This window comes from Bacillus sp. FSL P4-0334 (assembly GCF_038004825.1).
GTDB classification, from domain to species: Bacteria; Bacillota; Bacilli; order Bacillales; family Bacillaceae; genus Bacillus; species Bacillus velezensis.
Window position 1 is genome coordinate 565,835 of sequence record NZ_JBBORX010000001.1, and the last position, 13,193, is coordinate 579,027.

At 48.0% G+C, this 13,193-nt stretch carries 14 protein-coding genes; 5 read left to right on the forward strand and 9 right to left on the reverse strand.

Annotated elements, in window-relative coordinates:
- Positions 1-18: 18 nt before the first annotated feature.
- From NSQ37_RS02880 to spoIIID, 3 genes are all read right to left on the reverse strand, one after another.
- On the reverse strand, positions 19-816 hold the full coding sequence (locus NSQ37_RS02880; RefSeq protein WP_007614310.1) for a flagellar hook-basal body protein: 798 nt from the start codon (positions 814-816) through the stop codon (positions 19-21).
- 158 nt (positions 817-974) lie between these two features.
- Complete coding sequence (gene mbl / locus NSQ37_RS02885) at positions 975-1,976, reverse strand: cell shape-determining protein Mbl (RefSeq protein WP_003151237.1); 1,002 nt, start codon at positions 1,974-1,976, stop codon at positions 975-977.
- Positions 1,977-2,156: 180 nt separating this feature from the next.
- The gene (spoIIID, locus tag NSQ37_RS02890) at positions 2,157-2,438 is read right to left on the reverse strand and encodes a sporulation transcriptional regulator SpoIIID (RefSeq protein ID WP_003151236.1); all 282 of its coding nucleotides are present in this window, start codon (positions 2,436-2,438) and stop codon (positions 2,157-2,159) included.
- 331 nt (positions 2,439-2,769) lie between these two features.
- Between spoIIID and NSQ37_RS02895 the strand changes: the two genes are divergently transcribed.
- Positions 2,770-3,183 (forward strand): MarR family winged helix-turn-helix transcriptional regulator, encoded by a 414-nt coding sequence (locus NSQ37_RS02895; RefSeq protein ID WP_007407562.1) that lies wholly within the window; start codon positions 2,770-2,772, stop codon positions 3,181-3,183.
- A 24-nt stretch (positions 3,184-3,207) separates the two neighbouring features.
- The gene (locus NSQ37_RS02900; protein ID WP_012118641.1) at positions 3,208-4,404 is read left to right on the forward strand and encodes an MFS transporter; all 1,197 of its coding nucleotides are present in this window, start codon (positions 3,208-3,210) and stop codon (positions 4,402-4,404) included.
- Between the two features lie 35 nt (positions 4,405-4,439).
- Here the strand turns inward: NSQ37_RS02900 and NSQ37_RS02905 are convergent, their stop codons facing one another.
- The 3 genes from NSQ37_RS02905 to NSQ37_RS02915 all read right to left on the reverse strand — a co-directional run bounded on the left by NSQ37_RS02905 (position 4,440) and on the right by NSQ37_RS02915 (position 7,985).
- Positions 4,440-5,894, reverse strand: a complete 1,455-nt coding sequence (locus tag NSQ37_RS02905; RefSeq protein WP_072589655.1) for an NCS1 family nucleobase:cation symporter-1 — start codon at positions 5,892-5,894, stop codon at positions 4,440-4,442.
- A 163-nt stretch (positions 5,895-6,057) separates the two neighbouring features.
- Positions 6,058-7,422, reverse strand: a complete 1,365-nt coding sequence (locus tag NSQ37_RS02910) for an MFS transporter (RefSeq protein ID WP_326365011.1) — start codon at positions 7,420-7,422, stop codon at positions 6,058-6,060.
- Positions 7,419-7,985 carry an isochorismatase family protein gene (locus NSQ37_RS02915; RefSeq protein WP_015240746.1) on the reverse strand — a complete coding sequence of 189 codons (567 nt, stop codon included), beginning with the start codon at positions 7,983-7,985 and terminating at the stop codon, positions 7,419-7,421. The genes NSQ37_RS02910 and NSQ37_RS02915 overlap by 4 nt, the downstream gene beginning before the upstream one ends.
- Before the next feature lie 252 nt (positions 7,986-8,237).
- Here NSQ37_RS02915 and NSQ37_RS02920 point away from each other — a divergent pair, with 252 nt between their 5' ends.
- Together NSQ37_RS02920 and NSQ37_RS02925 are read left to right on the forward strand one after the other, a co-directional pair.
- A complete protein-coding gene (locus NSQ37_RS02920) occupies positions 8,238-9,449 on the forward strand; it encodes an ammonium transporter (RefSeq protein ID WP_003151223.1) in 1,212 nt (403 codons plus the stop codon).
- Positions 9,450-9,466: 17 nt separating this feature from the next.
- The gene (locus NSQ37_RS02925; RefSeq protein WP_003151222.1) at positions 9,467-9,817 is read left to right on the forward strand and encodes a P-II family nitrogen regulator; all 351 of its coding nucleotides are present in this window, start codon (positions 9,467-9,469) and stop codon (positions 9,815-9,817) included.
- Positions 9,818-9,868: 51 nt separating this feature from the next.
- On the opposite strand, the gene ftsW is transcribed toward NSQ37_RS02925, so the two are convergent.
- Positions 9,869-11,023: a putative lipid II flippase FtsW gene (gene ftsW / locus NSQ37_RS02930; RefSeq protein WP_015418402.1), complete on the reverse strand. Its 1,155-nt coding sequence runs from the start codon at positions 11,021-11,023 to the stop codon at positions 9,869-9,871.
- 164 nt (positions 11,024-11,187) lie between these two features.
- On the opposite strand from ftsW, the gene NSQ37_RS02935 reads away from it, so the two are divergent.
- Positions 11,188-11,763 carry an undecaprenyl-diphosphatase gene (locus tag NSQ37_RS02935; RefSeq protein ID WP_003151220.1) on the forward strand — a complete coding sequence of 192 codons (576 nt, stop codon included), beginning with the start codon at positions 11,188-11,190 and terminating at the stop codon, positions 11,761-11,763.
- Positions 11,764-11,782: 19 nt separating this feature from the next.
- Here the strand turns inward: NSQ37_RS02935 and NSQ37_RS02940 are convergent, their stop codons facing one another.
- Both NSQ37_RS02940 and NSQ37_RS02945 read right to left on the reverse strand, forming a co-directional pair.
- On the reverse strand, positions 11,783-12,205 hold the full coding sequence (locus NSQ37_RS02940) for a VanZ family protein (RefSeq protein WP_007407570.1): 423 nt from the start codon (positions 12,203-12,205) through the stop codon (positions 11,783-11,785).
- Between the two features lie 91 nt (positions 12,206-12,296).
- Positions 12,297-13,166, reverse strand: coding sequence for a M23 family metallopeptidase (locus NSQ37_RS02945; RefSeq protein ID WP_007407571.1), 870 nt, complete (start codon positions 13,164-13,166; stop codon positions 12,297-12,299).
- Between the last annotated feature and the right edge of the window lie 27 nt (positions 13,167-13,193).

Consider the following 13,193-nt stretch of genomic DNA (forward strand, 5'->3'; position numbering starts at 1 on the left):
TGAATGTCCCCCATTTTGTTACACTTTGCCGATTTCATTTGCGGCTTTATCCATGCTTTTATCGTAAGCCTGAATGACTTTTTGATTGGCTTCAAATGATCTGTATGCTTCCGTCATTTCTGTATACGTGCTCGTCACGTCCACGTTCGAAAGCTCCGAGACGCCTTGCTTTAATGAATACGAGACTTGGGGATTCGCCGCCGCGCTCGGCAGTTCAGAGCCGTCGGCCGTGCTGTATAGGTCATTGCCGTCCCGTTTCAGATTGCGCACGTCTTCTTCCATTCTGATATCAATCTGCCCCGCCGGCCGGCCGTTTGTCGTGACCGTTCCGTTTTCTGATACGGTGAATTTTTCATTGTCGACTGTAATCGGCTGTCCGTTTGTTGATAACACAAGGTTTCCGTTTATCGTAAGCTGATTGTTTTCATTTAATGAGAAAGTGCTGCTTTTTGAATAGCGGACGCCGCCTGCGGTCTGCACGGGATAAAACAGCTCGGCGTTTTCATTCGTTTCGGCATTCTTGGGAACCTGATTCTCCATCAGCGCGATATCCGTCGGCTGATCGGTCGTTTTCAGGCTTCCCTGCGTAAACAACGGTTTCAGCTCCTGCATGTATACGCCTGTGTTGACGGAACCGATTTTCGTTTTTTTATCGCCTTCTATTCGGCTCAGAAGCATCTCGGGAAAGGCGCGGATTGAACCTTGATCCTCTTTGTACCCTGATGTATTCGCGTTTGCGATGTTATTTGACAGCATTTCCGTTCTTCTCTGCTGTGTAATCATTGCGGACGTTGCGGTATATAATCCTTTTAACAAGTCTTCCACCTCTGAAATAGCATTATTTCCAGTTGCCTCACCGGAACATTTGTTCTATAATGAAAATCAGCATTTTTCTTATTATCGGATTTACATTCCCGTTCGTGAAGGGTTTGACAGAAAAAAACCCCATTCTTTTTCAGAATGAGGTTTTATCATCAGCTCAGTTTGCGTTTTGGAAGCTTGTCCATGTTATCCAGCATGACGCCGGTTCCGACCGCAACACAATCCATCGGGTTCTCAGCAACAAGAACAGGCACCCTCAGCTCTTCGGCAAGAAGCTGGTCAAGCCCGTTTAACAGCGCTCCCCCGCCGGTAATGATAACGCCGCGGTCGATGATGTCAGCGGACAATTCAGGCGGTGTTCTTTCAAGAACCTGCTTGGCGGCCTGCACAATGACGGCAACTGATTCACGAAGGGCTTCTTCTACTTCTTTGCTGTTTACTGTAATCGTTCTCGGCAGACCGGAAACCATGTCACGGCCGCGGATGGTGATTTCTTCATGACGTGCGTCTGGGAAAACCGTTGCGACCTTCACCTTAATATCTTCAGCGGTACGTTCACCGATCAGCAGCTTATACTCGCGTTTGATATAATTTAAGATTTCCATGTCAAACTTGTCCCCAGCCATCTTAATAGAAGAGGAGGTGACAATATCGCCCATAGAAATAACTGCGATATCTGTCGTACCGCCTCCGATGTCAACAACCATGTTACCGCTCGGCTGGAAGATTTCCATACCCGCGCCGATAGCGGCAACTTTCGGTTCTTCTTCAAGGTACACATGCTTTCCGCCGCTTTTTTCAGCTGCTTCTTTAATCGCTTTTTGCTCAACGGATGTAATATTCGTCGGGCAGCAGATCAGCATGCGCGGTTTTGAGAAAAGTCCTTTTACATTCAGCTTATTAATGAAATGTTTCAGCATGGCTTCTGTTACTTCGAAGTCTGCGATTACGCCGTCTTTCAGCGGACGGATCGCAACAATATTCCCAGGTGTACGTCCAACCATTCGTCTGGCTTCTTCACCGACAGCCAGCACTTTGCCGCTGTTTTTATCAAGTGCCACAACGGAAGGCTCATTCAGAACAATTCCTTTTCCTTTTACATGGATCAGTACATTTGCAGTACCGAGGTCAATTCCAATATCCCTTGCAAACATCTATTTATATCCTCCTTGATATCTGTTTCACAGTAAAATATCCACATTGTGCCCTAATTATATATATTATCATAATTTATCAAAAAAAAGCTGCTGAACGATATAAGTTCTTGACAAAATTTTGCGGATATTCGCGAAACCGCCCGGGAGGAGAAAAAAGGGCCCGGCAGACGTCAGGCGCTACGGCTGCTGAACGGGCTCCCCTTCAAGAATTTCATCCTTCTTGTACTTTAGTTTCGTCGCCTCTCCCCCTCTTAAGTGTCTGATGGATTTATGATAATCGAGTATTTCTTTTACTTCATTCGCCAAGTCAGGATTGATTTCAGGCAGGCGCTCTGTCAGATCTTTGTGTACGGTACTTTTGGAAACACCAAACTCTTTCGCAATGACACGAACGGTTTTTTTCGTCTCCACGATATACTTGCCAATCTTGATTGTTCGCTCTTTGATGTAATCGTGCACACCACTCGACCTCCCCAGTTGGATGTGAGAAGTGTGAAATGAGATCCGTATTCTGTAACAGATTCACTGATGATGCAGCTTCTTCGTTGTCCGATTATATAAGAAGGTTTTAGAAATATGCCCACGATCCCTCACCTCAAACACTCTCTTTGATAGGTTTGTAACAGTGTATTAGCAATGAATTGGGAATATGCTAAAAACTCAATAAGGACAAGGGGCGGGTCATAATTTTCTGCTTTTTGATCGGGGGGTTTACATCCGCGCGATCCTGCTGTAGAATGAAACAGCACAATTAGTTACTTAGGTAAGTTTTTTGAAAAGGAGAACGGAAATGATCCACGTCAACAGACGCCTCATTCACCAAATCAATCAATGCGCCCGCCTGATTACGAAGAAAGCCAATGAACGGCTGGAACCATTCGGCCTGTACTCCTCTCAATGGTCAATCCTATATTGCTTAAAAACGATCGGACCGATGACCCAAAAAGAAATCTGGTCCTACCTGAACGTAGAGGCGCCGACCGTTACCAGAACGATCAAACGCCTTGAAGAAAACGGCTGGATTCAGCGGGAACAGGGAGAAGACAAGCGGGAAAAGCTCGTCGTCCTGACGAAGGAAGCTGAATTGAAATACGACAGCATCAATCAAGAGATGCTGAAGTTCGAGGAAGACATGCTTGCGGATTTCCAAGATGGAGATAAGGAAGCTTTTTCTGAGTTTCTGAATGTGTTTTTAACGAAATAGAAAAGAAAGGGAAGTGCTGTACTTTTGAGTAAATCTGACTCGATCTGGACCAAAGATTTTATTATGGTCGTACTCGTGAATTTATTTGTCTTTGTGTTCTTTTATACATTTTTGGCCGTGCTGCCTATCTATATGATTCAGGAGCTTGGCGGCAGTGAATCGCAAGGAGGGCTTTTGATCAGCCTGTTCCTGTTATCTGCTATTATCACCCGTCCTTTTTCAGGGGCGATTATTGAACGGTTCGGCAAGAAAAGAATGACGATTGTATCCTTGGCGCTGTTCGCCCTGTCTTCTTATTTGTATTTGCCGCTACACAATTTCTATCTGCTGCTCGGACTGCGTTTTTTCCAAGGCATCTGGTTCAGCATTTTAACGACGGTTACGGGCGCAATTGCCGCTGACATTATTCCCGCCAAGCGGCGCGGCGAGGGGCTCGGTTATTTTGCGATGTCTATGAACCTTGCCATGGCGATCGGTCCTTTTCTCGGGCTGAGTCTTGTGAAAGTCATTTCGTTCCCGGTTTTCTTTACGATTTTTGCCGTATTTGTTTCTTTAGGCTTGCTGATTGCTTTTATGATTCGTGTGCCGGATCAAAACAACAGCGGAACGACTGTCTTCCGTTTTTCTTTCTCCGACATGTTTGAAAAAGGCGCGCTTAAAATCGCGATTGTCGGGTTGTCCATTTCTTTCTGTTATTCAAGTGTGACTTCATATTTATCCGTTTATGCCAAGACGATCCACCTGTTAGATGTCAGCGGCTATTTCTTCGTCTGTTTCGCCGTGACGATGATGGCCGCCCGTCCTTTCACAGGAAAGCTGTTTGACAGAGTGGGGCCGGGAATCGTCATCTATCCGTCGATTATCGTGTTCTCCGCGGGGCTTTGCATGCTGGCGATGACAAACAGCGCCCTCATGCTTCTCTTGTCCGGTGCCGTAATCGGTCTCGGATACGGCTCTATCGTACCGTGTATGCAGACGCTGGCGATTCAGAACTCGCCCGGACACCGTTCAGGCTTTGCGACGGCTACCTTCTTCACTTTCTTTGACAGCGGGATTGCCGGCGGATCCTATGTATTCGGCCTCTTTGTCGCTTCGGCCGGATTCCATTCGATTTATCTGGCAGCGGGGCTGTTCGTCCTGATTGCTTTGCTCCTGTATGGCTGGAGCCAGAAAAAAAGAACGCCGCTTGAAGCGGACGGAAACGTTTCAATCGCAGACTGATATGACAAAAAGCCGGGGGCAGCCCCCGGCTTTTTTTATTCGGCCGCTCTTTCCCGCACGATTCGTCCCGCCGCTTTTACATAAGGAGGATGAATATACATAAGCGCCGTATAACCGAGACATGACAAAATGACACCCGCAAACCAGGAGATATCATAGATGCCGGCGAACGCCGGGACGTACATCCCGATTAAAGAAATAAACGCGCCGAGAAAAGTCGCGGCAAAGGCCCGGTAATTATAGCCTTTGTAATAAGTGTACTGTCCGGTTTCCGAATAAAGGTCTTCAACTGAGAGCTGCCTTTTTCTGATGATAAAATAATCAGCCATCATCACCCCGGCCACCGGTCCGAGCATCCCGCCGATGAGCCCGAGAAACGCATAAACATTCGTGGCGCTCTCCATCAGCTTCCACGGTATTGTGAACAGAGCCAAAACGGCGGCCAAATACCCTCCCCTCCTGAATGTAATATACTTCGGCAGGACATTCGCCAAGTCATAGGCCGGTGACACGATGTTTGCCGCCACGTTAACCGAGACGGCGGCGATGCAAAGTGTGATGACCGAAAGAGCGATAACGAAAGGATTATCAAACCGGGCCAAAATCTCCACCACATCCCAAATCGGTTCTCCGAATGCTACTTGTGATCCGGATGTCACCGTGATGCTTGCAAACGCGAACAGCGCAAACGTTCCCGGCAGCCCGTAAAACTGGCCGCGAATCTGTTCTTTTTGCGACGCGGCGAACCGGGTGAAGTCAGGGATATTCAGAATCAGCGTCGCCCATATTCCGATAATGCCCGTCACTCCGGCGGCAAACGGCCAAAACGTTTCAGAAAAGGTGTGGAACTTTCCCGGCTGTGAGTAAATCGGTCCGAGCCCGCCGGCAATATCTATCGCCCACCAGACCATGCCGCCGAAGACGAGATAAACAAGCGGGCCCGCCCACACTTCAAATTTTTTGATCGATTCCATGCCGTGCCGCAGCACAAGCAGATGAATGCCCCAAAAGAAAATGAACGACAGAAAACCCGGCAGATGAAGCCCGAGTATATTCCAATCTCCGCCGAGACTCCCCCAGCCCGGCCATATGTTCAAAAGCAGAATGTGCAAAGCCGTGCTCCCGGCAAATGTTTGAATTCCGAGCCACATGATGGCTGTAAACGCCCTGAGAAGCGCCGGAATGTTAGCCCCGTATATTCCGTAAGAAGCCCTGATAATGACCGGAAAAGGCAGTCCGTATTTCGTTCCGGCATGGCCGTTCAAGGCCAAAGCGGCGAACAAAATGAGTGACGCCGTCACGATAATGGCGAGCACCTGCCACGGAGAAAGACCGATCGCAATGAGCCCGCCCACAGTCGCGTAGGTCGGGATATTATGAATACAACCCATCCAGATGGATGCAAAATTCACCGCTTTCCATGTCCGTTCGCCGTCTTCTAAAGGCAGTAAATCTTTGTTGCTTAGCCGATCACTCGTTGTTTTTTTCATTTTCTCCCTCCCCTATGTGCGTTTTCCTTACATCACATGTGAAAAAATATAACTGAAAATTCCGTAAATAACATTGGTCGCTGTCGACAATAATCGTTTTGATTTTTGAGCACATTACACAAAAAAAGAGACGGGGAGAGCCCGTCTCTTTTTGTTGCGCCTGTTAAGAGGCTTTTTTGAGGAGAACCGAAAACCGGAACGCCATCAAAAGGCTTACAGCGCCGACAACGATAAGAATCGTCCCAAGCATATGAAAATGGCCGGCGGTAATTTCTTTTCCGAAAAGAATGCCCAAAATGACAGAAGACAAAATCGAACCGAGATACCGGCAGGTCTGAAACAGGCCGGACGTTGTTCCGACCATGTCGGCGGGGCTCGTAGTCAGCATGGCCGCCTGAAACGTGACATTTCCGAAGCCGTAGCCGACACCCAGCACGGACAGGATCAGTCCTTTTCCTATCATGGGCGCCTGAAGAAAGAAAAACGTTAACAGCACCGCCCCGATCGCGGTCAGGCAGGTTCCGGCAACAATCGGCTGAAGAAGCCCTTTCTTATCTATCCATTTTCCGGTCAGAGGCGACACCAGAATACTCATGCCCGACATAAACAGCATAATCAATCCGCTTGTCTGAACGGACAAATGCATTTCATCCTGAAAATAGCTCGGAAGCCCGAAAAAGATGCAGTAAAAGAATATATTCAGCAAAATAAATTGAATATACACCGACGATAGTTTCCGATGCGTTTTAAACAGCCTGACATCAATAAACGGCTTCTCTGTTTTCAGCTCGCGCCAGATAAACAGCCCGACAAACAAAAGCCCGAATACGCCTTCTGTATAGTGAGGCTTCGTACTGAAGGACAATAAAAACGACAGGAGAAGGATAATCGTCCCGGCAAACAGGAGTATCCCGATCGTATCAAGCTGGCGGAGCACGCCTTTCAAGCCGCCGATCTCGCGTTTTTCATCTTTCGGAAACATATACATTCCGAGAAAAAAGCTGAGAATGATAAACGGCAGATTGACGAAAAAGATCGCCGGCCACCCTCCCCAAACGATCAGAAAACCGCCGAGAGTCGGACCGAGCGCCGTCATGGCTGATGCAAAGATTGACAGGACGGCCAGCGCCGAAGCCTGCTTCTCCTGTATATTGGAACGGATCAATCCGACGCCGGACGGATATATCGCACTGCTTCCGATCGATTGAAAAAGACGCATGATCAGCAAAGTCATAAAAGTCGGCGCAAACGGCGCGCCGACCGCCGAGACAGCAACAAGCAGAAGCCCGATCAAAAACAGCTTCTTCCTGCCGAGCATATCACCGAGCTTCCCGGTAACAGGCTGCGTCACCGCGCTGGCCAGATAAAAGGACGATATCAGCCAGGACACCGTTGTAAACGACAGGTGAAATTCATGCTGAATACTGTGAAGCGCAAGAGAAATCATCGACGAGTTCAATGGGTTCAGCATCGTCCCCGAAGCCACGGCCGTCAAGAACAGGACGCGGCTTTTTTTGGAGATTGTCATTTTGTCTGTGCGATAAATTCTTCCGTCGTCCGGCTTCTGCCGATTTTCGGGAAGATAAACTTGAGTGTCGCTTCGTGCTGTTCATCGCTGAATGTCGCCATCGCGTCAGTTACGAAAACTTGCTGATACCCGAGCTGAAAAGCTTCTCGCGCCGTGCTTTCCACCCCGATGTTTGTCGCAATCCCGCATAACACAATCGTGTCGATTCCCCGTCTTCTGAGCTGAAGGTCCAGGTCCGTGCCGAAAAACGCGCCCCACTGCCGTTTTGTTACCGTATAATCGTTTTCTTTCACTCCGATGTCAGGCACAAATTCAGCCCAGTCCGCCGGCGGAGCCGAATGGCCCGCCACCTCTTCATCCGTCAGCGGCTTCAGCGCATCCGCTCCGTCATGAAAATCCACGTTCACAAAGCTGATAAATCCGCCTTTTTCCCGGAACACATCAATTAATTTTTTCGCGTTCGGCACAACGGTACCGCTTTTATCAATCGGCACAATGCCTTTTTGTAAATCAATAAGGACCAAAGCCGTTTTTTCAAATTGCAGATTTAATGATGTTGTCATAATGATTCCTCCTGATGCAGTTAGTGTTTCTCACCCCGTTTATTTTACTCTTTCCCGGACAGGATTTCTTCCGCCGTGCTCCGGCGCTCTTTTTATGGATATAAAGTCGCACGACACCCATTTGAAAAAGCAGCATTATGAACGCAAAAAACCATGTCAGAAAACCTTACACGAAAATGTTTTATCGTTCTTTTTTCTCTATAATAATGAATTAATCACAATTACATTCTGAATGATACGGAGGAATACAACATGCAGATGGGCGATACAGTATTTATGTTCTTTTGCGCTTTACTCGTGTGGCTGATGACCCCCGGGCTGGCTTTGTTTTACGGCGGAATGGTAAAAAGCAAAAACGTGCTCAGCACGGCGATGCACAGTTTTTCTTCCCTCGCCATCGTATCCGTCGTTTGGGTTTTGTACGGATATTCACTTGCTTTTGCCCCCGGCAATACATGGCTTGGCGGGATTGAATGGGCAGGGCTGAAGGGGGTCGGCTTTGAACCCGGAAGTTACAGTGATACGATCCCGCATTCATTGTTCATGATGTTCCAAATGACGTTTGCCGTACTGACAACGGCCATTATTTCCGGAGCATTTGCTGAACGCATGAGATTCAGTGCTTTTCTTGTATTTTCCTTTTTGTGGGCTTCCCTCGTATATACGCCCGTTGCGCACTGGGTATGGGGCGGCGGCTGGATCGGCCAAATGGGCGCTCTTGACTTCGCAGGCGGAAACGTCGTCCACATTTCTTCCGGAGTCGCTGGGCTTGTGCTGGCGATTGTGCTCGGGAAACGCAAGGACGGCACGGCGGCTTCGCCTCACAACTTAATTTACACGTTCTTGGGCGGAGCGCTCATCTGGTTCGGATGGTTCGGCTTCAATGTCGGAAGCGCCCTCACGCTTGACAGTATCGCGATGTTTGCCTTCATTAACACAAACACCGCGGCTGCAGCCGGAATTATCGGCTGGATTTTAATCGAATGGATGCTGAATAAAAAACCGACCATGCTGGGCGCTGTATCAGGCGCTATCGCCGGGCTTGTCGCCATTACGCCGGCTGCCGGGTTCGTTACGCCGTTCTCTTCCATCGTAATCGGTTTCATCGGCGGGCTTGTCTGCTTTTGGGGCGTTTATTGGCTCAAAAAGACTTTCGGTTATGATGATGCGCTTGACGCTTTCGGCCTGCATGGGATCGGCGGCACATGGGGCGGCATCGCGACCGGTTTATTCGCCACCACTTCCGTCAATGACGGCGGGGCAAACGGGCTGTTTTACGGCGATCCGGGACTGCTCTGGAAGCAGATTGCGGCCATTGCGGCAACCTATGTATTTGTATTTATTGTCACTTTCGTTATCATTAAAATTGTAGGTCTGTTCATTCCCCTTCGCGCCAGTGAAGAAGAAGAGTCACTTGGGCTTGATTTAACGATGCACGGGGAAAAAGCATATCAGGACTTATAAAGTGAGGAGTGGCTTAGATGAGCGGTCAAATGTTCAAGGTAGAAATCGTTACGCGTCCGGCTAAGTTTGAAACATTGAAACAGGAACTCGGTAAAATCGGAGTCACATCGCTGACCTTCTCCAACGTACACGGCTGCGGCCTTCAAAAAGCCCACACCGAACTGTACCGCGGAGTCAAAATTGAAAGCAATGTGTATGAACGGCTGAAAGTGGAAATCGTTGTCAGCAAGGTCCCCGTTGATCAAGTCGTGGAAACGGCGAAAAAAGTGCTGAAAACGGGAGAGCCCGGAGACGGCAAAATATTCGTCTATGAAATCGGAAACACGATTAATATCCGCACCGGAGAAGAAGGACCAGGAGCTTTATAAACAGGCAGAACGCCCGGAGACAGAAATGTCCCGGGCGTTTTTTCAGCTTCATTAAAAAGAAGAAACCTTTTTTTCATGCGGGACAGGCCGCTTATGCCGTACGGGTTGTTTTTTCGCATATGTACTGATATTGACCAGTATGCCGCACAAAAACAGCGTCATAATTAATGAAGAACCGCCGTAGCTGATAAACGGAAGCGGCACACCCGTAACCGGGAGAAGTCCGCTCATCGCTCCCAAATTCAATACAACCTGAAACATTAATTGAAACGTAATTCCGATGGCAAGAAGCTTCCCGAACGGGTCATCAGCCCGCACGGCCGTTTTTACGCCGAGAAGCATTAACGCAAAATATAATCCCAAAACGATCAGAACACCGAATATCCCCAGTTCTTCGCTGATCACGGCCATAATGAAATCGGTATGCGCCTCAGGCAGATAGTTCATTTTTTCAACACTGTTTCCAAGCCCTCTTCCGAAAAACCCGCCTCCGGAAATAGCAAAATAGGATTGAATCAGCTGATAGCCGTCCCCGTTCGCGTCACCAAACGGATTGGTAAAGGAAACGAGGCGCTTCACACGATAGGAAGCCGAAAATGCGAGATAAACAACCCCGGACACCGCCGTCGCGCCGAGCACGAACAGATGGCGCTTTTTCAAGCCGGCACATAATAAAATCGACCCGCACGCCGCCAGGATTAAGGAAGCCGTCCCTAAATCAGGCTCCGCCAATGTCAGCAGAAAAGCAGTTCCCAAAATCACTAAAGGCGGCAGAACCCCTTTCACAAATTGATGAATGTACGGCTGCTTTTTCGTATAAATCGAAGCGAAATACAAAATCATCGCGATCTTAGCCAATTCAGACGGCTGTACGACAAGCGGGCCCGCTCCCAGCCACCTGCGGGAAAAATTCCGCTCCAGCCCGATTCCCGGTATCAATACGAGCAGCAGCAATACCAGCGAACCGACCACAAACAGCGGTACAAGCCGCGCATACCGCTTATACGGCAGACAGGCGGCAAATAGAAATAAGCATAATCCGATCAGTAAAGAGGTACTTTGTTTATGGAAGAAATAGGATGGATCTCCATACCGCTGAGACCCCATCACATCACTGGCGCTGTACACCATTAACAAGCCGAATCCGCAAAGCAGCATAATGACAAACACAAGCGGCAGATCGGCGTTTTTCAAACGTTTCAGCAACGGACAAAACTCCTTCGGCTATTCTTTTCCCGCATACTTGACGCACAGTAATACAGTCACGTTTCATTCTGTTTACTTTTTTATGATTATTTTTAATACCAATTGTGTCTCATAGAAAAAAGCATTACACTGTTCATATAAAATAAAGATAAAAGGTGATATTTGTGAATTACGAACTATTTAAAGCGATCAATGGTTTGTCGCACCATAGTGCCATTCTCGACTCTATCATGGTATTTATTACGGAATACGCCATTTACGCCTACGCCCTTTTCCTGCTTGCCATGTGGCTGTTCGGAAGCACAAAAGGCAGACAAAACGCCCTGTACGCGGGCTTCACGGGTGTTGCAGCGCTTATCATCAACTACCTCATCACGAAAGTCTATGTCGAGCCGCGCCCCTTTGTCGAGCATACGGTTCATACGCTGATCCCCCATGCCGCGGATGCTTCATTTCCGAGTGACCATACGACAGGCGCTTTGGCGATTTCAATTGCGATTCTGTTCCGCAACAAAAAACTCGGCTGGCCGCTTGTGATTTTCGGCCTTTTGACCGGCTTCTCAAGAATTTGGGTCGGCCACCATTATCCGATCGATGTGCTCGGAAGCATTATCGTTTCCCTCATTGTCGGATTCCTGCTGTTCAGATTTTCAAATGTGCTTCGTCCGATTGTCGATCTGATCGTGCGAATCTATGAAAGTATCGTTCATAAAAGCAAATCGACAAACCATAATATATAAAAAAAAAAGCCGGCGTCTGTCACAGACTGCCGGTTTTTGTATGTTTGGCTGTGTGCTTTTTCCTTTGTAAAGCACAGAATGCGGCAATGCCGAGACTGTCAATCAGCACATCGCGGAGGCATCCGTTTCTGCCGAAAAAGAGCTGGACGATTTCTGTCAGGAAAGCGGCGGCCAATGCATACAGCACCGCCCTCTTCATGCGCCTGCGCTCCCTGAAAAACAAATAGGCGAGCACAAAAAATGAAAACGCGTGCCCGAGCTTTTGAATCGCCGCTTCCGGTATGGCGAGCTCCGCCATATCGAACACAAAGAAACCGGACACATCCGGATGCGGCGTGAAACGGAAGGACACCGTCTGCGACACAATCATATCGTGAAAGCTTTCCGTCAAAGCCGAAACGAAAACAAAGACGAGCCACCCGGCCGCCAGACATTTATTCATTCAGCATCTCCTTCGTTTTCTACTAGTATAAAGGCACATGCGGCAATATGAAAAGCGCCTATCAGAGCTGATAGGCGCTTTGGGATCAAGATTACTTGCCCGAATCTTTCATTGAGCCGTCATCTTTACCATCTGTCTTGTCTTTTGTGCCGTCCTCTTTGTCACCTGGTTTTTCTTCGGTTTCTTTTTTAGGCGTCACATCTTTTTTCTCGGAAGACTGCTGAATTGACCCTTCCGTTTCTTCTGTCACAGCGTTTTTCTCTTCAGCCGCCGCTTTTTCAATAGATGTTACCGGCTTGTCCATAAAATTGAGCGGGTTCATCGCTACGCCGTCCTTGCGGATTTCAAAGTGCACGTGATTTCCGCTTTCTTCACTGTAAAGGTTTTTTCCGGATTTACCGATGACCTGGTTCTGCTTTACTTTGTCGCCCTGATCGACGCTGACTTCAGATAAAGACTGATAGACAGTAGACAGGCCGTCTGAGTGTTCAATTTCAACCACATATCCCAGTACCGGGTCTTTAGCAGCTTTAACAACCGTACCGCTCAGAGAAGCAGAAACATCAAATGATTTTCCGTCTTTCTCAGCTAAGTCAATTCCTTTACTGAGGCTGTACGTGTTATTATAGTTAACAAGTGCTGCTTCTTTCTCTTTTTTTGCGGCATCAGTTTCATAAAACTTTTTCACAACAGAAACATTTTCAGAATGAGCAGCCGGCATTGCGACGTTTTCCATTGACTTGCCTACTTCGACGGCATCGTCTTTGCCGCTGTCATACGCGGAGTTTCCGCCGTTGTTCGTCAGATTGTCCTTCACATCATTCGAAACGGATTGATACCAAAGGACAGCTGTTAAAATGACGGCCGCACTGACTAAGTAGATTGCAGGGAATATCCAGCGTTTGCGAAAAAACCGCTGAAGTTTTTTGACTTGAGAAGTTTTCTTTTCTTCCTCTCTCATTTGTTCATCACCTCAGCAACATTCTGA

Excerpts from the sequence above, each read along its gene's own strand:
- mbl (WP_003151237.1), bottom strand. The coding sequence starts at position 1,976 with ATGTTTGCAAGGGATATTGGAATTGACCTCGGTACTGCAAATGTACTG.
- NSQ37_RS02895 (WP_007407562.1), top strand. The coding sequence starts at position 2,770 with ATGATCCACGTCAACAGACGCCTCATTCACCAAATCAATCAATGCGCC.
- NSQ37_RS02905 (WP_072589655.1), bottom strand. The coding sequence starts at position 5,894 with ATGAAAAAAACAACGAGTGATCGGCTAAGCAACAAAGATTTACTGCCT.
- NSQ37_RS02910 (WP_326365011.1), bottom strand. The coding sequence starts at position 7,422 with ATGACAATCTCCAAAAAAAGCCGCGTCCTGTTCTTGACGGCCGTGGCT.
- NSQ37_RS02915 (WP_015240746.1), bottom strand. The coding sequence starts at position 7,985 with ATGACAACATCATTAAATCTGCAATTTGAAAAAACGGCTTTGGTCCTT.
- NSQ37_RS02920 (WP_003151223.1), top strand. The coding sequence starts at position 8,238 with ATGCAGATGGGCGATACAGTATTTATGTTCTTTTGCGCTTTACTCGTG.
- NSQ37_RS02925 (WP_003151222.1), top strand. The coding sequence starts at position 9,467 with ATGAGCGGTCAAATGTTCAAGGTAGAAATCGTTACGCGTCCGGCTAAG.
- NSQ37_RS02940 (WP_007407570.1), bottom strand. The coding sequence starts at position 12,205 with ATGAATAAATGTCTGGCGGCCGGGTGGCTCGTCTTTGTTTTCGTTTCG.
- NSQ37_RS02945 (WP_007407571.1), bottom strand. The coding sequence starts at position 13,166 with ATGAGAGAGGAAGAAAAGAAAACTTCTCAAGTCAAAAAACTTCAGCGG.